Origin of the sequence: Halorubrum sp. Atlit-8R, from assembly GCF_003666025.1 — an archaeon.
GTDB classification, from domain to species: Archaea; Halobacteriota; Halobacteria; order Halobacteriales; family Haloferacaceae; genus Halorubrum; species Halorubrum salinarum.
In genome coordinates this window covers 625,194-647,834 of record NZ_QPLV01000001.1, presented here as the reverse complement: position 1 = coordinate 647,834, position 22,641 = coordinate 625,194, and the positions used below count along the sequence as shown (strand labels likewise).

At 70.9% G+C, this 22,641-nt stretch carries 19 protein-coding genes and 2 tRNA genes; 11 read left to right on the top strand and 10 right to left on the bottom strand.

Annotated features, from left to right (window positions below):
* Positions 1–47: 47 nt before the first annotated feature.
* The 4 genes from DVK05_RS03090 (at position 48) to DVK05_RS03075 (ending at position 1,708) form a co-directional block, all read left to right on the top strand.
* Positions 48–269 (top strand): hypothetical protein, encoded by a 222-nt coding sequence (locus DVK05_RS03090; protein WP_121561944.1) that lies wholly within the window; start codon positions 48–50, stop codon positions 267–269.
* Complete coding sequence (locus DVK05_RS03085; protein ID WP_121561943.1) at positions 256–645, top strand: peptide ABC transporter ATP-binding protein; 390 nt, start codon at positions 256–258, stop codon at positions 643–645. Before DVK05_RS03090 ends, DVK05_RS03085 begins: the two co-directional genes overlap by 14 nt.
* A 578-nt stretch (positions 646–1,223) precedes the next feature.
* Positions 1,224–1,296, top strand: a tRNA-Thr gene (locus tag DVK05_RS03080).
* 280 nt (positions 1,297–1,576) lie between these two features.
* Entirely contained in the window at positions 1,577–1,708 is a 132-nt protein-coding gene (locus tag DVK05_RS03075; RefSeq protein WP_121561942.1) for a rubrerythrin-like domain-containing protein, read from the top strand.
* Positions 1,709–1,750: 42 nt separating this feature from the next.
* Here DVK05_RS03075 and DVK05_RS03070 read toward each other — a convergent pair whose 3' ends face one another.
* The 3 genes from DVK05_RS03070 to proS all read right to left on the bottom strand — a co-directional run bounded on the left by DVK05_RS03070 (position 1,751) and on the right by proS (position 5,756).
* Positions 1,751–2,971, bottom strand: a complete 1,221-nt coding sequence (locus tag DVK05_RS03070; protein ID WP_121561941.1) for a hypothetical protein — start codon at positions 2,969–2,971, stop codon at positions 1,751–1,753.
* Between the two features lie 106 nt (positions 2,972–3,077).
* Positions 3,078–4,070, bottom strand: coding sequence for a hypothetical protein (locus DVK05_RS03065; protein ID WP_121561940.1), 993 nt, complete (start codon positions 4,068–4,070; stop codon positions 3,078–3,080).
* A 210-nt stretch (positions 4,071–4,280) separates the two neighbouring features.
* The gene (gene proS / locus DVK05_RS03060) at positions 4,281–5,756 is read right to left on the bottom strand and encodes a proline--tRNA ligase (protein WP_121561939.1); all 1,476 of its coding nucleotides are present in this window, start codon (positions 5,754–5,756) and stop codon (positions 4,281–4,283) included.
* A gap of 369 nt (positions 5,757–6,125) precedes the next feature.
* Between proS and DVK05_RS03055 the strand changes: the two genes are divergently transcribed.
* Together DVK05_RS03055 and DVK05_RS03050 are read left to right on the top strand one after the other, a co-directional pair.
* The gene (locus DVK05_RS03055; RefSeq protein WP_121561938.1) at positions 6,126–6,725 is read left to right on the top strand and encodes a CoA pyrophosphatase; all 600 of its coding nucleotides are present in this window, start codon (positions 6,126–6,128) and stop codon (positions 6,723–6,725) included.
* A gap of 55 nt (positions 6,726–6,780) precedes the next feature.
* On the top strand, positions 6,781–7,128 hold the full coding sequence (locus DVK05_RS03050; RefSeq protein ID WP_121561937.1) for a hypothetical protein: 348 nt from the start codon (positions 6,781–6,783) through the stop codon (positions 7,126–7,128).
* A gap of 31 nt (positions 7,129–7,159) precedes the next feature.
* Here DVK05_RS03050 and DVK05_RS03045 read toward each other — a convergent pair whose 3' ends face one another.
* Together DVK05_RS03045 and DVK05_RS03040 are read right to left on the bottom strand one after the other, a co-directional pair.
* Positions 7,160–7,687, bottom strand: a complete 528-nt coding sequence (locus tag DVK05_RS03045; protein ID WP_121561936.1) for a DUF371 domain-containing protein — start codon at positions 7,685–7,687, stop codon at positions 7,160–7,162.
* Positions 7,688–7,820: 133 nt separating this feature from the next.
* Positions 7,821–8,651: an amidohydrolase family protein gene (locus DVK05_RS03040; protein WP_121561935.1), complete on the bottom strand. Its 831-nt coding sequence runs from the start codon at positions 8,649–8,651 to the stop codon at positions 7,821–7,823.
* 138 nt (positions 8,652–8,789) lie between these two features.
* On the opposite strand from DVK05_RS03040, the gene DVK05_RS03035 reads away from it, so the two are divergent.
* Positions 8,790–9,257, top strand: coding sequence for a GNAT family N-acetyltransferase (locus DVK05_RS03035; RefSeq protein ID WP_121561934.1), 468 nt, complete (start codon positions 8,790–8,792; stop codon positions 9,255–9,257).
* Between the two features lie 64 nt (positions 9,258–9,321).
* Here DVK05_RS03035 and DVK05_RS03030 read toward each other — a convergent pair whose 3' ends face one another.
* Entirely contained in the window at positions 9,322–10,509 is a 1,188-nt protein-coding gene (locus DVK05_RS03030; protein WP_121561933.1) for a redox-regulated ATPase YchF, read from the bottom strand.
* 60 nt (positions 10,510–10,569) lie between these two features.
* A complete protein-coding gene (locus DVK05_RS03025) occupies positions 10,570–11,679 on the bottom strand; it encodes a GTP-binding protein (RefSeq protein WP_053772350.1) in 1,110 nt (369 codons plus the stop codon).
* Positions 11,680–11,859: 180 nt separating this feature from the next.
* Between DVK05_RS03025 and DVK05_RS03020 the strand changes: the two genes are divergently transcribed.
* The 3 genes from DVK05_RS03020 to DVK05_RS03010 all read left to right on the top strand — a co-directional run bounded on the left by DVK05_RS03020 (position 11,860) and on the right by DVK05_RS03010 (position 14,237).
* Complete coding sequence (locus DVK05_RS03020) at positions 11,860–12,060, top strand: hypothetical protein (protein ID WP_053772351.1); 201 nt, start codon at positions 11,860–11,862, stop codon at positions 12,058–12,060.
* Positions 12,061–12,204: 144 nt separating this feature from the next.
* Positions 12,205–13,224 carry an NADP-dependent oxidoreductase gene (locus tag DVK05_RS03015; RefSeq protein WP_121561932.1) on the top strand — a complete coding sequence of 340 codons (1,020 nt, stop codon included), beginning with the start codon at positions 12,205–12,207 and terminating at the stop codon, positions 13,222–13,224.
* A gap of 113 nt (positions 13,225–13,337) precedes the next feature.
* On the top strand, positions 13,338–14,237 hold the full coding sequence (locus DVK05_RS03010; protein ID WP_121561931.1) for a hypothetical protein: 900 nt from the start codon (positions 13,338–13,340) through the stop codon (positions 14,235–14,237).
* Positions 14,238–14,419: 182 nt separating this feature from the next.
* On the opposite strand, the gene DVK05_RS03005 is transcribed toward DVK05_RS03010, so the two are convergent.
* Positions 14,420–14,491 (bottom strand) — tRNA-Ala (locus DVK05_RS03005).
* 81 nt (positions 14,492–14,572) lie between these two features.
* Positions 14,573–15,133: an SRPBCC family protein gene (locus DVK05_RS03000; RefSeq protein WP_121561930.1), complete on the bottom strand. Its 561-nt coding sequence runs from the start codon at positions 15,131–15,133 to the stop codon at positions 14,573–14,575.
* Positions 15,134–15,687: 554 nt separating this feature from the next.
* Here DVK05_RS03000 and DVK05_RS02995 point away from each other — a divergent pair.
* The gene (locus DVK05_RS02995; RefSeq protein WP_121561929.1) at positions 15,688–17,772 is read left to right on the top strand and encodes an ABC transporter ATP-binding protein; all 2,085 of its coding nucleotides are present in this window, start codon (positions 15,688–15,690) and stop codon (positions 17,770–17,772) included.
* 22 nt (positions 17,773–17,794) lie between these two features.
* On the opposite strand, the gene gltB is transcribed toward DVK05_RS02995, so the two are convergent.
* Complete coding sequence (gene gltB, locus DVK05_RS02990) at positions 17,795–22,486, bottom strand: glutamate synthase large subunit (protein ID WP_121561928.1); 4,692 nt, start codon at positions 22,484–22,486, stop codon at positions 17,795–17,797.
* Between the last annotated feature and the right edge of the window lie 155 nt (positions 22,487–22,641).

Below are 22,641 nucleotides of genomic sequence, written 5' to 3'. Positions count from 1 at the left end.
CGTCAGGCCGCTCACTTATGCGTGTCACTCACTATCATTTGTTACGTATGAGCGACGCCGAAGACCCCGCGGAGCGCATCGACGAGACGACCACGTGGCCCGACCTGGCGATCGGACTGTACGACCGGCTCACGGGTCGGAACGCGGAGATACACTACCAGTTCGAGGACCTGACCGTCGAGGTGCCGAGCGGGACCGGCGACGACGCCGAGCACGCCGAGTGGCGCGTCGACGGCGGCGTCCGGGTCACCACGAGTGAGCGGGAGTGAGTCCGGGCGGCGCCTCTCGGTCGAGACCGAGGACCTGACGCTCTCGGTCGACGGGGTCGACGCCGCGGTCCACGCGACCGGCCGCCGACTGTTCGTCGAGGTCGACAGCGTCGGCGACGCCCTCCGCATCGCCCGGCGACTGCCGGCGGAGTCCGTCTCGACCCTCGCGGCCGCGGAGCTGGTCCGGGGCGGCCTCACCGCCGAGGTCAGGGTCCGCGGTCGCACGGTCGCGGTCGCGGGCGCCGACGCGCGGCCGGGGCCGTTCTCGCACCGCCTCGGCGTCGCGCCCGCGGAACTGCGGCTCGCGGGCGTCGTCGGCGCCGGGTACGCCGGACTCTCCGCGGGAGTCCGTCGCGCGCGGCGGCTGTTCGCGTAAGGAGAGTCGCCCCCGCGCGAGCGCGCCGGTCGGGCCGGTCGCTCGCGAGGGAGTCGAGACAGCGAGAACGCCGCGTCGCCCCGAGGGGGGTCGGGGCGACGCGGCCGGGGCCCGTCACATGACAAGCGGTCGCGGCGGCGGTCGGGGACCAGAGGCGATTTTTGCGCTTGGCGCGTCGGAGACGCGTTTCACACGGTAGCCGCGACGGGACGCTGCTGGGGATGACGGCCGCGTCGAGTCGCCGTGGGGCCGGCGACCGACGTGACTATCGCCGCCCGGTACGGGCTTCGACCGGGCACGCACCGCCGAGGGATTCGATCCCCGCCGTCTCGGCACGCGGGCGGTGTCATCACGTCTGAATTCAAACCCGAACAGGTATTTAGTATTTTTCCTTATACACTTGTGAACTATCCCGATTTCTTGTGGTTATCAAGACAGAATACGAGCCAACACGAGACGATTGCCAGATTACTACCGGAACAATTCGCCGATTCCGTCGCGGGAGTCGGCGCGTCGGATCGCCGTCCCGTCCCCGTTTCGGAACCCTTATTTTTCCGTCCGGGAATTGTCGAATGCGCGCCGGAGTAGCTCAGCTGGCAGAGCGATTCCTTCGTAAGGAATAGGTCGAGGGTTCAAATCCCTCCTCCGGCTCTTCTGACGGAAGGGAGTGGAGTCGAAGAGCGCCGGTGAGATTTGAACCAGGGAGTGAAGCGAAGCGGAACGACCGTGGTTCACAGTCCCTCCTCCGGCTCTTCTGACGGTGCGACGCCGAGCCGGTGAGCGACGGGGCTCCCGATAGGTGACGCGAGCGCGGTTCTCGGGCCCGATCGAGCCGTTCCGATCGTTCGGTCACCCGCTCTCGGAGAACCATTTATATTCTAGAAATAATATTAGGTGTGTGGTTATCTATCACGGAGTCCTATCGACGTATATGCGACCAGAATACGACTGCGACAGCGAAGAAATGTACGAGTGTTTCAAATGCGGCCGGCGGACCGGCTCCCCGGGCGAGTGCGAGTGCGGGGGCGAACTGCTTCACATCGGTCGCTCGCGGGACCTGTGAGCGTGGCCGAACCGGGCCGTCTCCGGGCCGTCGACGGCGCGGTCAGCCGCCGGTAGCGTCGCCCTCGCCGCTCGCGTCTTCCCCGTCGCTCTCCTCGTCGCCGCCGTTCCCGTCGTCCTCGTCGGCTCCGTCCGCGTCTCCCTCCGGGTCGTAGTCGGGCAGCGAGAGGACGTTCTCGCGGCCCAGCCGGAAGCCGTCGAGGTCGCCCTCGTCGCGCAGCCCCGTCACCACCTGGCTCGTCTTCGCGGCGGTCCAGTCCAACCGCTCGGCCACCTGCTTCTGTTTCATCCGGCCCCCCTCCGACTCGATCAGCCGGAGCACCTGCTCCTCGTTGCTCAACAGGTCCCCGTCGACGGGCCGGGGCTCGTCCGAGTCCGGCTCCGGCGCGTCGCCGTCGTCGTCGCCGGCCGCCGGTTCCGCCGTCGAGTCGCTCGCGGCGGCCCCCGTCGCCGCGTCCGAGTCGTCCGCCGGCACGTCGCCGGTCGCCTCGGTCTCGGCGTCTCCGCCTCCGATGGGCGCCGCGGCCTCAGTGTCCCGGCGGCGGTAGGCGACGGCGGCGCCGGCGACGACGAGCGCCCCGAGGAGCGCGGCGATGCCGGCGGTCGGGACCCCCGAGAGCGGCCCCGCGGGCCCGACCGAGATCCGCGGCTGGCCGGCGGAGAAGTCGACCGGCCCGTTCCAGACCACGGACCGCTCCCGCACCTCGCTCGGCTCGGGCGTCGTCTCGCCGAGGCGGTACCCCTCGGGCCACGAGACGATCAGCGACGAGGCATCGTCGAGGAACAGCCCGTCGACGGCGTCGCCGACGCGGAGCCGGTCGCCGTCGACGGCCGCGAAGTTCGTCCACTCGAACCGGTAGGTCAACACGCCGTACGCCTGCGGGAGCTCGCGCCGCTCGGCGGTCACGGTCGCGTTCGACACGGTCATGTTGCGGCCCGTCGCCGACTCGGCGGTCTCCGCGGTCGAGGCCATCCGGTCGCGGAACCGGGTCGTGTACGCCTCCGTGTCGTTCTCCACGTCCGCGCGGAGCTGTTCGAACGCCCGCTCCTCCTCGTCGGTGCCGAGCCGGATCCGGTACTCGACGGTCCACCGCGCGTCCCCGTCCGGCTGGACGGCGACCTCCATCGACACGTCGTCCGGTTCGACGTCCATCTGGGCGAACCCGCCCTCGAACGGGACCGCGCCGGCGCCGCCCGCGCCGAGCGCGAGACCGACGGCTCCGAGGAGGGCGATGACTGCGAGGAGGATCGGCGCTCGCTGCACGGGCTAAGTCATTCGGACTGTCGGTAAATTCCTTCCCATCCGGACCCGGGTCGCCCCGTCACCCGGAGCCGGACGCGGGGAGTCGACGGTCGCGGCGTGACACCGCTCACGCATCGAGGCGCGAGGGGCTCTCGGCGACCGTCGGCCCGGCGACCGCGGCGCCGCCGACCGACGGCGCGTCCGCGCCGCCGCCCGTCCCGTTACCGCCGGGCCCGTTGCCGCCGGGCTCGCCGCCGCTCGAACTGCCGTCACCCGGACCGTCCCCGCTCCCGGATCCGGTGCCGGAGCCGTCCGGCGCTCCGATCGACCCGTTCCCGGAGCCCGCTCCGGGCGGGCCCATCGACCCGTTTCCCGGACCCGCTCCGGGCGGGCCCATCGAGCCGTTCCCCGAGCTGCCACCGGGGCCGCCCGCACCGGGCGGACCGGCGTCGCCCGGCGGGCCGCGTTCGGTGCCGTTCGCCGGCGGGCCGCGCCGCCCGGGCGCCACCGGCCCGCCGACGCCCTCGCCGGCCACGCCGCGGGCGATGGCGGCGACCTCGGGACCGCTGAGCTCGCTCGCGCGCTCGCGCAGCGCCGTCAGTCGCTCGCCGTCGACGCCCGCCTCGCTGCGGACGGCGGCCGGGAGCTCGGCGGCCGCGCTCGCGCTCCGGTTCAGCCCGCGAGAGAGCGTCTCGATCCGCGCGGTCGTCGTCGCCATCCGCGCGGCGTACTCCCCCTGACTCAACTCGCCGGCCGCGCGGCGCTCGCGCAGCTCCTCCTGTCGCTGCTCCAGCTCCGCGAGGCGCGCTTCGGTCCGGTTCAGGCGCTCCGCCACGACGGCGGCGCGGCTCTCGTTGCTCGCCGCCTCGCGGAGCCCGACCTCGAAGGCCCGCGACTCGACCTCGCCCTCTATCTCGGCGCCCTGTACGCCGACGACGCCGGCGAGCTGCTCGCCGGGACTCAGGTCGACCGTCCCGTTCTCGGCGCCGGAGTCCGCACCGCTCCCGTTCGGCGCGTCGGTCTGTGCGGTCACCGCTCCCGCCGGCGCGGCGGCGGCGGCCCCCGCGATCACCGCGGCGGCGACGGCCGCGACGACGAGGCCGGCAATCCATCGGTTCATCACCAGCGCGTACGCACTCCGTCCCTATATACCCGGAACTCCGTTAAGTCGGATCAACGCGGATTAATCGCACGACGTGAGAGGGATAAGTCGATCCCGGAGGAACGTCGCGTCGCCGGGTGGTCGCTCCCGCAGGGGACGCCCGGTCCGGACCGGGTCGGCGTCACCGCGCGAGCGAGACACCACGGGCGGCGCCGGCACCGCCGCAGCTCAGTACGTCTTCGCGAAGTAGGCGGTCCGCTCGGCGTCGGCGTCGCACATCGCGCACGTCTCGTCGTGCCCCCCGTCGGCGAGGGGGTCGTCGTCCTCGAACGGCACCATCACGATCTCGGCGGCCATCGGCTCCTTGATCGGCTCCTCGCAGGCCTCGTCGCCGCACCACGGGGCCTTCACGTAGCCGCCGTGCTGGCCGAGCGTGCCGAGGATGTCGGCGCGGTCGTCGGCCTCGCGCACGCCGTCGTCGAGGGTCTCCTCGGCGGTCGCGTACAGCTTGGCGTAGATCTCGTCGAACTGGTCGCGGACGGTCTCGGCGACCCCGTCGCGGTCGACCTCGACGCTCTCGCCGTCGGGCCGGTGGACCAGGGTGAGCTCCTCGTCGTCGACCTCGTGGGGGCCGATCTCGATCCGGAGCGGGATCCCGTTGAGCTCGTGTTCGTTGAACTTGAACCCGGGGTTGCGCTCGTCGCGGTCGTCGAGCTCGACCCGGATCCCCGCCTCGTCGAGGTCGTCGGCCACGCCCTCCGCGTACGCCAGCACGTCGTCTTTCGTGTCCTCCTGCCAGATGGGGACGACGACGACCTGGGTGGGGGCGACGGTGTGGGGGAGGACGAGCCCCTGCTCGTCGGAGTGGGTCATGATCAGCGCGCCCAGCGCGCGCCACGAGAGCCCCCACGAGGTGGTGTGGGCGGTGCGCTCCTCCTCGTCCTCGTCCGAGTAGGTGATGTCGAACGCCTCCGCGAACGACTGCCCGAGGTGGTGGGAGGTGCCCGCCTGGACCGACTTCCCGTCGGGCATCAGCGCCTCGACGGTCGTGGTCGTGTCGGCGCCGGGGAACTTGTCGTGGTCCGGCTTCTGCCCCTTCAGGACCGGCAGCGCGAGCAGGTCCTCGTAGACGGACTCGTACTGGTCGAGCCGCGTCATCGTCTCGTCCCACGCGTCCTCGTGGGTCGCGTGCGCGGTGTGGCCCTCTTGCCAGAGGAACTCCTTCGTGCGGAAGAACGGCTTCGTCTCGGTCGCCTCCCACCGCACGACCGAGCACCACTGGTTCACGCGCAGCGGGAGGTCGCGGTGGCTCCGGACCCACTTCGAGATGTACGGCGTGATGATCGACTCGGAGGTGGGGCGGACCGCCAGCCGCTCTTCGAGCTCCTTGTTGCCCGCCTCGTCGACCCACGCCACCTCGGGGTCGAACCCCTCGACGATGTCCTTCTCGCGTTCGAGGTACGACTCGGGGATGAACAGCGGGAAGTAGGCGTTCTGGACGCCGGTGTCCTTGAACTTCGCGTCGAGGAAGCCCTGGAGGCGCTCCCAGACGGCGTACGCCCGCGGGCGGGTGACGATGAACCCGCTCATCCCCTCGGGGCCGTAGTCCGCGAGCCCCGCCTTCCGTACGACCTCGGCGTACCACTCGCCGGTGTTGTGCGTCTTGGACTCGGTGATGCCGAGCTCCTGGTCGTCGTCGCTCATTACTCTCGAAAGCGGGTGTCGCGGGCTTAAAAGGTCCGAACCCGACCGCCGTCGCCCGCCCGCGCGGCGCGTCGGTACGGAGTCCCTTCGGCCCGGCGCGTCGCAAATTCGGCTAAACTCGGGACGAGGGTCGGCGGGGTACTTGGTCGCCCCGCCCCTCCCGCGGGTACGATGTACCCGGTGAAACGGACCGTCCTGCTCGCGGCGCTGATCGTCGTGCTGTCGGCGCTCGTGGCGACCGTCGTCCGCCAACTCGCGGTGATCTGAGCCGCGGGCGGCGCGTCGCTCCGGCCTCCGCGCGATACGTTCCCGTCCGACGCGGTCGGAATTCGCGGAAACGTTAACCGCGTCGCGTCGCCTACCTCGCCCATGGACCTGTCGGGGCTGCGTCGACACGCGCCGCAGTCGCTCGCCGGGCGCCGGGAGGCGGCCGTGCTGGCGCCGGTGATCGCGCGGGACGGCGACGCCCACCTCCTCTTTACCAAGCGCGCCGCGCACCTCGGCGAGCACCCCGGACAGATGAGCTTCCCCGGGGGCGGCCGCGAGCCGATCGACCGGACGCTGACCGACACCGCGCTGCGCGAGGCCGACGAGGAGGTCGGGATGCGACCGACGGAGGTCGACGTCGTCGGGCGCCTCGACGACACCCGCACGTCGAGCAAGTACGCGGTCCGCCCGTTCGTCGGCGTCGCCCCCGACCGCGAGTACGTCCCGGACGAGTCGGAGGTCGCCGAGGTGGCGGTCCTCCCGGTCGACGCGCTCACCGACCCGGCGAACTACGAGTCAGAGCGCCGGGTCGGCCACCCGGAGTACGGCGACCACCGCGTCCACTTCTTCCACGTCGACGGCTATACCGTGTGGGGCGTGACGGGCCGGATGGTCGTCCAACTGCTCGAGCGGACGACCGACTGGCGCGCGCCCGCGGAGCCGGACCGGGTCGTCGGCGCGGACGCGGAACTCCCGATCTGAGCGGCTGCGGCCCCGAATGGCCAGTTTTACCACGCAGAAGGCCGCTTCCACCGGTATGTCCGACCTCGTCGAGAGCCTCCGCGCGGTCGACGGCGCGGAGGCCCGGGTGATGGCCCACCTCGGGTCCCTCGATTTCACCGTCGAATACGTCCGGGACGACCTCGCCTCCCTGTACTCGGACCGGGATCTGGAGTCCGCGTACCGGCTGATAATGGCGAATCAGGTCTCCAGCGACGACTTCAAGGAGCTGATCGACGAGTCGTTCGAGGCCCAGACGCTGTTCTTCGAGAACGTCGTCGTGTTCGTGTTCCCCTCGGCCCGCTACGAGGCCGTCTTCGCCTCCTTCGACCGGACCGAGCCGTTCCCCGTCCTCGACATCATCGACGCCGCCGATCAGTCCTGACCGCTCGCGGCGCCCGGCTCGTATCGGCCGCTCACCCCGTCGGCTCGACCGCCAGGCGCAGCGCCGCGGGCGCGCCGTCGGCGAGCGCGGCGACCAGGTCGCGGTCGAGGTCGGCCGCGGCGCCGTCGCCGTCGACGAGGACCGTCCGCTCGTCGTCGGTGTAGTCGCTCGTGCGTCCGACCATGGAGCGCTCGTCGAGCAGGGCGAGCCCGGGGTCGCCGCGGCCGACGACCCGGTCGACGTGAGCGGGGTCCGCGAGGTCGACCGCCTCGGCGCCCGGCTCCCCGGCCGCGACGGTGGCCGTGATCGTCGCGTCCGCGTCCCGGCAGGCCTCGCGGAACTCGGCCGAGAAGTCCCGCGGGGCCCGGTCCGCCTCGACGCCGACGATACAGTCGCCCGCCGGCGTGAGCCAGTCGTCGGTCGTGAACTCGAACGTGCTCGCGTGCTCGGCGGTGACGTGCTCGTGGCCGACCGCGCGCACGACCTCGACGTACGGGTCGTCGGCGCCCGCGTCGGCGTCGCCCGCGACGGGCTCGCTCCGGGCGTCTGCGTCGCTCATGTCCGTCGGTCGGCGGCGGCGCGACAAGTGCGCGTCGCTTCGGCGGCGGGGTTCGACCCGCGGGCGGCAGCGGGGTTCTACCCGCTGGGGGCGGCGGCGGGGATCGACCCGCGGGCGGCGGGGGCGCTCCGGGTCACACGTCGGCGCCCTCGGCGAGCGCGGGGACGAGGCGGGCTGGGTTCTTCGCCAGCACGCGCCGCATCAGGTCCTCGGAGACGTCGAGCGTGAGCACCTCCATCACGCCGACGTTCGGGTGGACGTCCGGCGCGCCGGAGCCGAAGAGGACGCGGTCGGGGTGTTCCAAGACGCCGCGTTCGAGCACCTCGCGGTACCGGACCGCGCTCGTGTCGACGTGGAGGCGGTCGTACTCGTCGAGCAGGTCGAGCGTCTCGTTCATCAGGTCGGCGTCCAGCGGGTACCCGCCGAAACTGCCCAGCACGACCGGGAGGTCGTAGCCCAGCAGCTCGGTTTCGACCGCCTCGGGCGGGAACTCCCGGCCCGCGTGGACGAACAGGGGGAGGTCGGCGTCCTCGAGGCGGGTCAGCACGTCCTCGTTGGGGAGGCCGTCGACGTGGGGCGCCAGCGTGAAGCCGTGGAAGCGGTCGTCGTAGGAGTACTGCTCGACGTCGTCGGGGCGGGTGTGGTGGTCGTCGCGCTCGGCGCGCAGGTTCCGGACGGCCGACACCGGGCCGGTCCCGGGGTCGCGGGGGCCGTTGAGGCGGGCGAACGCGACGAACGGGCGGTCGATGGAGAGGCGGGCGACGGCGTTGTTCGCGCGGAGGTAGCTCCGCCCGGCGGCGCGTTGCCCGGGGCTCGCGACCGCGCGGACGATCCCGGCCTGGAGCATCTCGCGTTCCAGGCGCTCCGGCGAGATGTCGCGCCCGTGGGTGGCGACCGACGACTCGTCGGGGTCGAGGGTCGCGCGGGTGTCGACGATCCGGAAGTCGTGTTCGAGCCCGAGCATGCCGCTCTCTACCGGCCCGTCTCGGGCGACCCGCATGTGCCTGTCGGTCGCACGGCGGAGGCCGCCCCGCGCCCCCGGTTGGGCCGGCGACCCACGCCGGACGAACGCTGAAGTGACCGTCCGCCATCGCGGATCGACATGGAACTCGTGGCAGCCGACGAGGACGACCTCGACGCGCTCGTCGAGCGGTGGTACGACCTCGCGACCGCGATGGAGTCGCACTCGCCGCTGAACGAAATCGTCTACGCGGACGCGGAGGCGGTCCCCGACGACGGGTTCCGCGCGCACCTCGACGACCCCTCCGTGACCGACTACCTCGTGGTCGTCGACGGCGAGACGGTCGGGTTCGTCACCCTCGAAACGGGCGAGCGCCCCTCTCGGGAGCGGGGGCGGTACCTCGACGTGGTGAACCTCGAAATCGACCCGGGCCGCCGGAACGAGGGGCACGGCAGCGCGGTCCTCGAACGGGTGGAAGCGATGGCCCGCGAGGACGACCGCGACTACCTCACCGTCTCCTGCGAGTGGGGCAACGACGGCGCGCGGCGGTTCTACCGCGACGCGGGCTTCGAGCCCAAGCAGGTGACGTACGCGCGCTCGCTGGAGTGATCAGCGGGCGGCGCCCACCACCGGCGACGCCCCCGGCCGATGACGCTCGCTCCCCAGGGGGCCGCTACGGCCCGGCCGTCGAGACGATCTTCACCACGTCGCCCTCGGTCAGCTCGTGGCCCTCGCCGATCCGGCGCGAGGCGCGCGCGTCCACCGCGTGGAGGTACCCCTCGCCGATGTCGGAGTGGACCGCGTACGCGAGGTCGCGGGGCGTCGATCCCGCGGGCAGCAGGAAGGCGTCCGGGAGGACGTTGCCCGTCCCGTCAGTCCACTTGCCGGCGTCCTGGACCGGGTAGGCGGTGATCTGGTCGAGCAGGTCGTAGACGGCCGCGTTCAGCGCGGTCTGGACCCCCGTCCCGCCGTGGGCCGCCATCGACTCGCGGAGCGCGTCGAGGCCGGCGCGCTGGTCGTCGGAGACGTCGCCGGTGATGGCGAACTCCTCGTCGCCCGGATCGTAGTCGACGACCCCGGCCTCCGCGGCGCGGCGCAGGGCGAGTTCGCCGTCGGCGGTCGCCGGGATCACGGGCTTGTCGGTCCCCTCGCGGATGCGCTCGACCGCGCCCTCGGGCGCCGCGTCGACCTTGTTCGCGACGACGACGATGGGCTTGGTGCGGCGGCGGACCGCCCGCGCGAGCGCCTCGCGGTCGTCGTCGGTCCACGCCTTCGGGTCGTCCGGGTACTCCAGCCCGCGCAGGACCGCGGTCACGTCGCGCTCGGTCGCGCCGAACCCCGTGAGCATGTCCGACAGCGCCGCTTCGAGGTCGAAGTCCGGCGCGCGGGACTTCCGCTCGACGCCCTCCCAGTTGCGGTCGACGATGCCGGCGAGCCACAGGTCCATCTCCTCCTCGATGAAGTCCACGTCGTCGAGGGGGTCGTGGCTCCCGACCTCCACCGGGTCGCCCTCGGCGTTCGTGGCGCCGGAGGCGTCGACGACGTTCAACACCACGTCCGCGTTCGTCAGCTCGTCGAGGAACTGGTTGCCGAGCCCCTTCCCTTCGTGGGCGCCGGGAACGAGCCCGGCGACGTCGAGGAGTTCGACCGGGACGTACCGCTTCCCGTCGCGGCAGTTCTCCGCCCCGCAGCGCTCCTCGCGGTTGAGGCAGGGGCACTCGGTGCGGACGTAGGTCACGCCTCGGTTCGGGTCGACGGTCGTGAACGGGTAGTTCGCGACGTCGACGTCGGCCATCGTGGCGGCGGTGTAGAAGGTGGACTTGCCGGCGTTCGGCTTGCCCGCGAGCGCGACCGTGAGCATACCCGACGGTCGCGGCCCCGCGAAAAGCGCCTTTCGGTCGGGCGGGGCGAGCGCGCGGGGCTACTTCCGCGCGACGATCCGGAGTACGTCCTCGTCGGCCAGTTCGTGCCCCTTCCCGACCTGCTGGTCGTCGTGTTTCGCGCTCTCGCCGGTCACGCGCGCGAACTTGAACCGCTCGTCGAACTCGCCACCGAGCTTCTCGCAGGCGTCGCCGACGGTGTCGCCCTCGAACAGGATGAGCGGCTCCTCGTAGTCGACGCCGCGGCCCGGCTTGTCCATGTAGATCCGAATGACGCCCAGCTCCTCCCAGAGGCGCTCCTTGAGCCCGTCGAGGCCGAGCCCCTCCTGCGCGGAGATGAACACCACGTCGTCGGGGTCGAGGTCGCGCTCGCGCAGCTCCTCTTTCACGGTCGGGAGGTAGCTCTTGTCGATGAGGTCCGCCTTGTTGACCGAGACCATCGAGGGGAGGTACTCGCGGTTGTCCATCACGGCGTCGACCAGCTCGTCGATGGTGAGGTCGTGGGGGATCGTCACCTTCGCGTTGACGTAGCCGTACTCGCGGAGGACCTGCTTGACCGTCTCCTCGTCGAGGCTCACCTCGTCGCTCATCGTCACGCCGAGCCCGTCCTTGTGCGTCTTCCGGATGTTGATGTTCGGGGGCTCGGTGTCGAGGCGGATGTTCGTGTTGTACAGCTCCTCGCGGAGCCGGTCGTACTGCTCGATCTCGAAGACCGAGAGCATGAACACGACGAGATCCGCGGTCCGGACCACCGAGAGCACCTCCTTCCCGCCGCCGCGGCCGCCCGCGGCGCCCTCGATCAGGCCCGGCACGTCGAGGATCTGGATGTTCGCGCCGCGGTACTGCAGCATGCCGGGGTTGACGTCGAGGGTCGTGAACTCGTAGGAGCCGACCTCGCTGTCGGCGTTCGTGAGGGCGTTGATGAGGGTGGACTTGCCGACGCTCGGGAACCCGACCAGGGCGACGGTGGCGTCGCCGTGCTTCTCGACCGCGTAGCCGTGGCCGCCGCCGGCGGAGGACTGGTTCTCCAGCTTCTCCTTTTTTTCCGCGAGCTTCGCCTTCAGCCGCCCGATGTGGGCCTCCGTGGCCTTGTTGTAGGGCGTGTTGGCGATCTCCTCGCGGAGGTCTTCGATCTCCTCCTCCAGTCCCATTACCCGTTCCTCGGCCGGTCGGCTCGTTAAAGGTGTTCCTTCGGGTCGCCGGCCCTCGGTCGGGGATCGGATCGACCGCCAGCCCCGCGCGAGCCGGCCGCTCGCCGCCGCCGCGAGTGGTTGGGCCGCCGATACTTCGACACGGTTATATCGGAGACGAATAACCCACTCACACGCCGAATGCCAGATCCGTCGAGCCTTCGCGACAGTACGCAGATCGTCCTCCCGCGCCGCGCGCTCGACGGGCACCGGGAGTGTCTCGAATCCCGCTTCACCGTCACCGTCGTGGAGGGGTCCGACCAGTACCGGATCATCGGGAGCCCGGTCGAGATCAAGGCCGCCAGCAACTACCTCGCGCGCAACGGCGTCGCGGTCGCGTGAGTCGCCCGGCGGTCGCTCGCGGATTCCCGTGAGCGACGGTCCCCCGCCGCGACTCCCCGACCGCCGCGCCGGCTGCGAGTTTCGGATCCCCACGCCGGCTGCTGGGGTCCAAACCCTATTGCGTTCCATCCCCCAACGGCGACCGTGACGGACACCAACCGCGAGTGGCTTCTCGCCGAGCGGCCGACCGGCGAGCCCGACCAGGACAGCTTCGAACTGCGCGAGACCGAGGTCCCCGACCCCGACCCGGGCGAGCTCCTCGTCCGCGTTCGGTACCTCTCCGTCGACCCGTACATGCGCGGCCGGATGCGCGACGCCGAGTCGTACGCCGAGCCGTGGGACGTGGGCGACGCGCTCAAGGGCGGCGTCGTCGGCGAAGTGGTCGAAACGGAGAGCGACGCGTACGACGCGGGCGACCTCGTGACCGGCGAGGGGCGCTGGGCCGACTACGCGACGCTCGACGCCGACGACGTCGCGCCGGTCGACCCGACCGTCGCCGACCCCGAAGCGTACCTCGGCGCCCTCGGGATGCCCGGCCGGACCGCCTACTTCGGCCTCCTCGACGTGGGCGAACCGAAGCCCGGCGACACGGTCGTGGTCTCCGGCGCGGCCGGCGCCGTCGGCTCCGTCGTCGGCCAGATCGCGAAGCTGAACGGCTGTCGAGTGGTCGGCTTCGCGGGCAGCGACGAGAAGACCGACTGGCTCACCGACGACCTCGGCTTCGACGCCGCGATCAACTACAAGGCGACGGACGACTACCGGGCCGCGCTCGACGAGGCGGCGCCGGACGGCGTCGACGTGTACTTCGACAACGTCGGCGGCCCGATCACGGACGCCGTGTTCACGAAGCTGAACCTCGACGCGCGCGTCGCGGTCTGCGGTCAGATCGCTCACTACAACGACAAGACGGTCCCGACCGGGCCGCGGAAGCTCCCGCAGCTCATCTCCGTGCGCGCGAAGGTCCAGGGCCTGCTCGTCGGGGACTTCGCGACCCGGTTCGGCGAGGCGAGCGAGCGCCTCGGGCGGTGGGTCGCGAGCGGCGACCTCGAACACCGCGAGACTGTCGTGGAGGGCCTGGAGAACGCGCCCGACGCCTTCCTCGGCCTGTTCTCCGGCGACAACATCGGGAAGCAGGTGGTGCGGGTGTCGGCGGCGGAGCAGTAGTCTCGACTCGCTCGACCGCGTCACTTGGGGGACGTTGTCCTTCGCGCGGCGGTCGTCACCGCCGCGAGGGAACCGTCGGCAGGGCTATACGACGCTGAGATGTATCGGCGCGTATGGAATTACGCCGCTGGGCCGCGGTCGCGCTCGTCGGGGCCGTCGTCGTCGCCGCCGCGTACGCGGTCTTCGCGGGCGCCCTGATCGGGTCCGACGTGGCGTCGTACTCCTCCGACGGCGTCACCGTGTCGGACCTCGCGTACGAGGACGCCTTGGACCGAGCCGACGCGGCCGGGTACGCGGTCGAGCGCGTCGGTTCGAGCGGCTTCCACCCGGCGGGGATCGACGAGCTCGACGCCGACCTCGGCCCGGGGTACGAGGCGTTCAGGGTCACGTTCGACCACTCGGAGGCGACGCGGCTGTGGGCCACCTTCTACGCCGACGAGGGCGTCACCGTCGTGACCGTCTTCGCGGACGGTAACCGCGGCGAGGTCACCGTCGACGACCTCCCGCCGGAGGAGTGGCTCGTCGGTCGGCTCACGACGCTGTTCGAGATGGACGAGGCGACCGCGGCGGGGTACGTCGAGGAACTACAAGCGAACGTCCGTGACTCCGAGCCCGACGAGCCCGGGGCGGGCGCCCCGGAGATCCGGGTCGACGAGCCGGTCGCGTTCCGCGCGGCGTACGACGATCTGACCGCTCGCGCGACGACGGTCACCGAGCGTTCCGTCCCGGGCTCCGGCCAGCACACCCGCGAGTACTACGCGGGCGAAGCGCGGCTGGGAGCGATCGACTTCGTCCTCTCTCGGGCGACCGTCACGCACGAGGTCGACGGATACACTTACCGCGTCCACCTCGACTACCACGGCGGGGTCGAGGTCGACGCGCAGACGCGCGCCTCCCGGTCCTTCGAGGAAGCCGACGTTCGCGCGACCTTCCGACGGATGTTCGAGGAGATGGGGATCCCGCCGGAGACGGCCGACCACCTACGACTGGAGTATCGGGGGAGCGTGTGGTGAACGGGAAGGAGTCTCTTCATTCGGTGCGCGCGAGTGGAATTCGACCCCTCAGTACGGGTTACACCGCTCGTGACGTTGCCCGCGACGCAAAAACGTGGACTCGCGGGGGTCCCGCGAGCGAACGGAGTGAGCGAGTGGGACCACGCGAGGGAACGACTGAACGACTGAAAGGAGTGAAGGAGTGGACTCGCGGGGATTTGAACCCCGGGCCTTCCCCGTGCCAGGGGGATGATCTACCACTGATCTACGAGCCCGCGAACGCATCCGTTCGTTCCCCGCTGGATATATTAAGGCCTTCGACTCGCCGACGCGAGGCGGACCCGCTCCGGAGCGCGTCAGATCCGGTCGGAGTCGACGTACACGTCGAGGTCCACGTCCCGCCTCGACCCCTCTAAGTCCTGAACGGCGCGTTCGACGACCTGCTCGGCCTCGTCTCGGATCAGCGGGACCGCCTTCTTCAACACCCAGTCGAACGAGACCAGCCGGGGGAGATCGAGCGCGTCCGAGCTGGCGGATCCCGGGTCGAACTCGACTTCGAGCGCGACCTCGCAGGGGGCGTCGTCGCTCTGCTCGGCGTCGCCGCTCGTGTCGACGCTCCCGTCGTCGCTCGCCGCGGGCGTCACCCGCCAGCAGCCGCCGGCGTCGATGTCCTTCGTGATCTCCCAGTCGATGCGGGCGGGCGGGTCGACGCCGGTCACCTCCGAGCGGGCGGTGTAGGATATCTTCCACCACGCGAACGTGAGCGCGTACCGGGTCCCGGGCCCGCCGTCGCCGGCCACGGTGCGGACCTCGCGGAGGTACTCCGAGTAGTTCGCGTACTGCGGGAAGTCCAGCAGGAACTCGTACACCTCCTCGGGGTCGGCGTACACCTCCGTTCGCACGACGAGTTCGTCCACGTACTCGGGTTCGCGCGGCGCTTATTAAACGGTCCGGCGACGGTACGTGTTCGGCGTTTCCGCAGTGATCGGTGTCTGATCCTCACCCACTCGGTGGTAATCGAGCGACCTCGGGACGACGGAGCGCTCCTCCAAAGCCCCAGTCTCCCGCTCGTACGGATTTAGCTTCCCTACGGTGAACACCGCCAAAGCCCCAGCCGCGAGGACTCGCGCGACTCGCTGTGCTCCTCAGTCGCTCGCTCCGCTCGCTCCTTGCGGTGCTTGCGTCGTCGTGCTTCGCCCTCCCGGCTGCCCCTTTGAGTCCCGCCCCGCACCACAGCCGTACCTCACACCTCCCCAGCCTCGCCGTTCGCTCCGGGCTCCCTTCGGTCGCCCGTCGCTCACGGCGTCCCTCGCGCGTGCTCCTCGCGCCCGCTGGGCGCTCGGAGGCACGCGCCACCGCTCCCAGAAAGGAATTCCTGAACCGCGACGGAGACGAAAGGGCGCGATCAGCCGAACCCGGAACGGGCCGCCGAAGCCGCCGGATACATGGGGGTCGCGGCGCTCGTACGCCCATGGCTGCCGACGAGCGCAACGCCTTCGAAGTGTACCGCGACCGGGTGGATCGACCCCTCGGACGGCTGTTCCGCGAGTACGGGGCCTCCGAGGCGCACTGGCTCGTGGTCGGGATGGTCGCCAACATCGTCGCCCGCGTCGCGGGGCTGATCCCGCCGGTCGTCCTCGGCGTCGCGATCGACGCCGTCTTCACCGGCACCGGTCCCTACACGCTCCCGATCGTTCCCGACGCGTGGCTCCCCACCGAAGACGGCGCGCAGTTCCGACTCTCCGTGCTGCTCATCTTCGGGTCGTTCATCGTGACGGGCGTGTTCACGTACGTCTACGGCATCGCCGCGAACAACTTCGCGCACCGCGTGATGCACGCGGTCCGCACCGACTCCTTCGACCAGATGCAGCGGCTCGACATGACCTTCTTCGACGACAAACAGACCGGCGAGGTCATGTCCGTCCTCAACAACGACGCCTCGAACCTGGAGGTCTTCTTGGACAACGCCCTCCAGAACTCCGCCCGCCTCGGCGTGATGCTCGTCGGGATCGCGACGGTCCTCGTCTACTACAACTACGAGCTGGCGGTCGTCACCCTCGCCGCGATCCCGCTGATGTTCCTCTTCACGCTCTGGTTCATGCGCGCGGTCGAGCCGCGGTACACCGCCCAGCGGTCCGTCGTCGGCGACCTCAACACCGCCCTCGAAAACGCGCTGTCGGGCGTCGAACTGGTGAAGACCTCCAACACGGAGGCCCACGAGAGCGAGCGCGTGGAGGACGCCTCGTTCTCGTACTTCCAGCGGACGATGTCGATCCTCCGGCTCAACTACGTCTACCGCCCCGGGATGGAGCTGCTCGCCGGGCTGGCGTTCGCCGCGACCTTCGCGGTCGGCGGCTACTGGCTCGCGAACGGCCCGCCGGGCCCGTTCTCCACCGAGCTGACCGTCGGGACGTTCGTCACCTTCGTCCTCCTCACGCAGCAGTTCGTCGCCCCGCTCGCCGAGGTCTCGAACATCATCGACCAGTACGAGAACGCGAAGGCCTCCTGCGAGCGCGTGTTCGGGCTGCGCGACATCCCGGTCCGCATCGAGGACGCCGACGACGCGGTCGAACTCGGCGGCGAGGGCCGGAGCGACGACGGGGCTCGAAACGACGGCGGCGTGACGCCGGCCGGCGACCCCGACCACGGCGGCGTCGCGGGCGCGGTCGAGTACGACGACGTCTCCTTCGCGTACCCCGAGAACGCCCTCGTCGACCCCGAGGACGCCGAGGAGGAGGTCCTCCGCGGCGTCTCGTTCGCCGCCGACCCGGGCGACACCGTCGCCCTCGTCGGCCCGACCGGCGCCGGGAAGTCCACGCTGCTCAAGCTCCTCCTCCGGCTGTACGACGTGACCGACGGCGCCATCCGCGTCGACGGCCACGACGTGCGCGACGTGACCGTCGAGAGCCTCCGCTCGTCGGTCGGGTACGTCGCGCAGGACACCACGCTGTTCGACGGCACCATCGCCGAGAACATCCGCTACGGGCGGTTCACGCGGATCGATGAGGCGGGCGCCGAGGGCCTCGACGAGGACGAGGTCCGCGAGCGCGTGGTCGAGGCCGCGAAGGCCGCGGAGGCCCACGACTTCATCTCGTCGCTGCCGAACGACTACGAGACCCGGATCGGCGAACGCGGCGTGAAGCTCTCCGGCGGCCAGCGCCAGCGCCTCGCCATCGCCCGGGTCGTCCTCCAGGACCCCGCGATACTCATCCTCGACGAGGCGACCTCCGCCGTCGACACCGAGACCGAGATGCTGATCCAGCGCTCGCTCGACCGGCTCGCCGCCGACCGCACCACCTTCGTCATCGCGCACCGCCTCTCGACGGTCACCGACGCCGACACCGCGCTCGTGTTGGAGGACGGCGAGGTCGTCGAGCGCGGCACCCACGAGGAGCTGCTCGCCGCGGACGGGCTCTACGCGAAGCTCTGGGGCGTCCAGGCCGGTGAGATAGACGAGCTACCGGAGGAGTTCGTCGAGCGCGCCCGCGAGCGCCACGTCGACCGCGCGGTCGAGCGGGCGACCGAGAGCGAGGTCGACTCGGAGACGCTGGAGTAGCGGGCGGCGCTCGTTTCGCGGCTCAGTCGTCGCTCGACACCTGACCGGTCGCGTCGGCGTCGGCGTCCGGCACCGCGGCGGCGGGCGCGGGCGGCTCGTCGCGCACGTCGGCGCCCGTGCCCTCCGCGATGACCTCCGCGTACGCGTCGGGGAAGACGCGGACGAAGTCGTCGAGCGCGGCCTCCCAGTCGTCGAGGAGGTCGGCCGCGCGCTCGCTGTCGGTGTACGCGCGGTGGTTCTCGACGAGCCGGCGGAGCATCCGCTCGTCCGACCCCTCCAGCGTCTCGGAGACCGACACCATCCCGCGGTTGACGCGGTCGTCGAGGCGGTCGTCGGGGTCGTACACGTAGGCGATGCCCCCGGACATCCCGGCCGCGAAGTTGCGGCCCGTGTCGCCGAGGACGGCGACGACGCCGCCGGTCATGTACTCGCAGCCGTGGTCGCCGACGCCCTCGACGACCGCTTTCACGCCCGAGTTGCGGACGCCGAAGCGCTCGCCGGCGACGCCGTTGACATACATCTCGCCGTCGGTGGCGCCGTACAGACAGACGTTGCCGGCGACGACGTTCTCGGTCGGGTCGTACGCCGCCTCGGCGGGCGTGTCGATCACGAGCCGCCCGCCGGAGAGCCCCTTGCCGACGTAGTCGTTGGCGGCGCCCGACAGCTCCATCGTGATCCCCGGCGCGAGGAACGCGCCGAAGCTCTGCCCGGCCTCGCCGTCGAACCGGCAGGAGATGGTGTCGTCCGGGAGGCCCTCGCCGCCGTGTTCGGAGACGACGCGGTTCGAGAGCGTGGCGCCGACCGCGCGGTCGACGTTGCGCACGTCGCGGGTGAGCGCGACCGGCGCGCCGTCCTCGATGGCGGGCGCGGCCTCCTCGATGAGGTCCCAGTCGAGCAGGTCGTCGATGCCGCCGTGGGCCTGTTCGCGGACCTTGGTGCGCGACTCGCCCGCGGGCTCGGCGATGACCGCCGAGAGGTCGAGGTGCTTCGCCTTCTCGTGGTCGGTGTCGCGCTGGGCGAGCAGCTCGGGGCGGCCGATGAACTCCTCAAGCTCCGTGTACCCCTGCTCTGCCATGATCTCGCGCAGCTCCTGCGCGATGAACGTCATGTAGTTGATGACGTGGTCCGGCTGGCCGGGGAACCGCTGGCGGAGGTCCTCCCGCTGGGTGGCGACCCCGACCGGACAGGTGTTCTCGTGGCACTGCCGGGCCATCACGCAGCCCGCGGTGACGAGCGACGCGGTGCCGAAGACGTACTCCTCGGCGCCGAGTGCGGCCGCGACCGCGACGTCGCGGCCGGTCCGCAGCCCGCCGTCCGCGGAGACGCGAATGCGGTCGCGCAGCCCGGTGGCGCGGAGCATCTGGTTCGCCTCCGCGAGCCCGAGCTCCCACGGCAGGCCGGCGTTCTTGATCGAGGTCTTCGGCGAGGCGCCGGTCCCGCCGTCGTGACCGGAGACGTGGACCACGTCGGCGTTCGCCTTCGCGACGCCGGCCGCGATGGTGCCGATGCCGGCCTCCGAGACCAGCTTCACGTTGACGTCGGCCTCGGGGCTCGCGGCCTTCAGGTCGAAGATGAGCTGCTTGAGGTCCTCGATCGAGTAGATGTCGTGCTGGGGCGGCGGCGAGATGAGCCCGACGCCGGGCGTCGAACACCGGACGTGCGCGATCATCTCGTTGACCTTCTTGCCGGGGAGGTGGCCGCCCTCGCCGGGCTTCGAGCCCTGCGCCATCTTGATCTGGAGCTCCTCGGCGCTCGCGAGGTACTCGGAGGTGACGCCGAAGCGGCCGGAGGCGACCTGCTTGACGGTACACTCCTTCTCGGTGTCGAACCGCTCGGGCGGCTCGCCGCCCTCGCCGGTGTTCGACTTCGCGCCCAGCCGGTTCATCGCGATGGCGTTGTTCTCGTGGGCCTCCGGCGAGATGCTCCCGAGGCTCATCGCGGCCGTCGAGAAGCGCTCGACGATCGACTCGACGGGCTCGACCTCCTCGACCGGGACCGGGTCGCGGTCGGAGTCGAACTCCAAGAGCCCGCGAAGCGACTGGAGCTCCTCGGTCTGGTCGTTCACCAGCTCCGCGAACTCTTGGTACTGCTCGTAGTCGCCGCCGCGGACGGCCTGCTGGAGGGTGCCGACCGTCTGGGGGTTCCAGCCGTGTTTCACGCCGGACGAGCGGTGCTCGTACTCGCCGATCGTCTCCAGTTCGGGGTCGGCGCCGAACGCCATCGCGTGGCGCGTGCGCAGGTCGTCTTCGATCTGCTCGATCCCGATCCCCTCGGTGCGGATCTCGGTCCCCTCGAAGTACTCGGCGACGAACTCGGAGTCGAGCCCGACCGCCTCGAAGATCTGGGCGCCCTGGTACGACTCCATCGTCGAGATGCCCATCTTCGCCATCGTCTTGAGGAGGCCGTCCTCCAGCGCGTGGCGGTACGCCGCGAGCGCCTCATCTTCGTCGGCGCCGTCCGGCCCGGCGACCACGTCGGCGATGGAGGCGTACGCGAGGTACGGGTCGACGGCGTCGGCGCCGTAGCCGACGAGCGTCGCGAGGTGGTGGACCTCGTGGGGCTCGGCGGACTCGACGACCACGCCCGCGCGGTTGCGGAGCCCCTTGCGGACGAGGTGGTGGTGGACCGCGCCGGTCGCGAGCAGGCTCGGCACCGCCAGGCGGTCCGGGCCCACCGCGCGGTCCGAGAGGACGACCACGTCGGCGCCGTCCTCGATGGCGGCCGCGGCGTCCTCGCGGACCCGGTTGACGGCGTCGACGAGCGACCCGTCGCGGTCGTAGGTGACGTCGACGACGACGGAGGTGAAGTCAGGGCGGTCGGCGGCCCCGTCGGCGTCGCCCGGGCTCCGCTCGCCCGGTCCGGGGAGGTCCCGGAGGGCGGTCGTCTCGGCGTCCGTCAGGACCGGGGAGTCGGCGACAATCTGCTCGGCGTGCTCCGGGGTCTCGTCGAGGAGGTTGCGCTGGTTGCCGATGCGCGTCTCGAGCGAGGTGACGAGCTCCTCGCGGATGTAGTCGATCGGCGGGTTCGACACCTGCGCGAACAGCTGCTTGAAGTAGGTGAACAGCGGGCGGTCCACGTCGGCCAGCACCGAGAGCGGCGTGTCGTCGCCCATGGAGCCGACCGGGTCCTTCCCGTCCTTCGCCATCGGCTCGACGAGGTGGTTCAGCGAGTCGGTCGTGTAGCCGAACGCGGCCTGGTGGGCGCGGACGGTCGGTTCCGCGTCCCCGTCATCCGCGTCGTCGAGCGCGTCGGCGTCGATCCCGGCCGCGACGTCGTCCTCCTCGGTGAGCGCGTCGAGGTCGACCTGGCCGTCCTCGACCCACTCGCCGTACTTCTCGTCGGTGAGCTCCTCGAACACCTCGTCGTCGGGGACGATCCGGCCCGCCTCGGGGTCGGCGACGAAGATTTCACCGGGTTGGAGGCGGCCGCGGCGGCGCACGTCCGCGGGCTCGGTCGGGAGCGCGCCGACCTCGCTGCCGACGACGAGGCGTTCGTCCGTCGTCACCTCGTAGCGGCACGGGCGGAGCCCGTTGCGGTCTAAGACGCCGGCGACGCGCTCGCCGTCGAAGCCGATGACGAGGGCGGGGCCGTCCCACGGCTCGACGAGCGAGGCGTGGTAGTCGTAGAAGTCCGCGCGGTCGTCGTCCATCAGGTCGTCGCCGCGGAACGCCTCCGGGATCAGCATCCGGAGCGCGTGCGGGAGGTCGCGGTCGGTGTGGAGGAGCAGTTCGAGCGCGTTGTCGACGCTGGCGGTGTCCGACTGGTTCGGGTCGTCGATCACCGGCTTGATCGTGTCGAGTTCGGCCCCGAACGCCGGGTGTTCGAGGTCGTTCTCCCGGGCCCGCATCCAGTTGACGTTGCCGCGGATCGTGTTGAACTCGCCGTTGTGGACGATGTTGCGGTACGGGTGCGCGAGGTGCCACGCGCCGAGCGTGTTCGTCGAGAACCGCGCGTGGACCAAGGCGACGTGGCTCGCGAAGCGCTCGTCGGTCAGGTCGGGGTAGTAGTCCGCGAGCTGCGAGCCCTTCAGCAGGCCCTTGTAGACGACGCGCTGGCGGTCGAGCGAGCAGACGTAGAAGCGTCCCGCGCCGTCGACCTCCGAGACGGAGTTCTCGATCTCGCGGCGGGCCGCGTACAGCGCGCGGTCGAAGCCGAGCAGGTCCGGATCGGCGTCGTCGGGGCGGTTCCCCTCGCTGGTGAACCGCTGGGCGAGCCCCGCGCCCTCGACGGGCGCGACGAACACCTGCGACACCTCGGGCTCGGAGTCGAGCGCCGTGGCGCCGAGGTCGGCGTTGTCGGTGGGCACGGAGCGCCACGCGAGCACCTCCAGCCCGTAGACGGCGCACACCTCGGCGATGACGTCGTGGATCTCCGCCTGGACGCCCGGCTCCGGCGGCATGAACACGGAGCCGACCGCGTACTCCTCGGGGAGGTCGGCGTCAACGACGTCGCGGAAGAACTCGTCCGGCCGCGCGACCATGATCCCCGCGCCGTCGCCGGTGTTCTCCTCGGCGCCGGTCGTCCCGCGGTGTTCGAGGTTTTCGAGCAGTTCGACCGCGTCCGCGACGGTGTCGTGCGACGGCGCGCCGTCGAGGTCGACGACCCCGCCGATGCCGCAGTTCGACCGGTCGTCCGTCGGCGCCGCGAGCCCCCCCTCCTGACCCGAGGACTCCGAGTCGCGTACGCCCCGGGTGGTACTACGTGACTTGGTCATACGCTTTCCTACGGATGAACAGTTAAAGGTATGACCCTGATAGGGGTAGGATCCATCGTACACACATTAGGGAATATAAGGTAATTATTCATCACGGGTGGTGAACAGATGACACACCGCCGGGATCGGTCGGAAGTGTCGGAATTTCGCCCCGA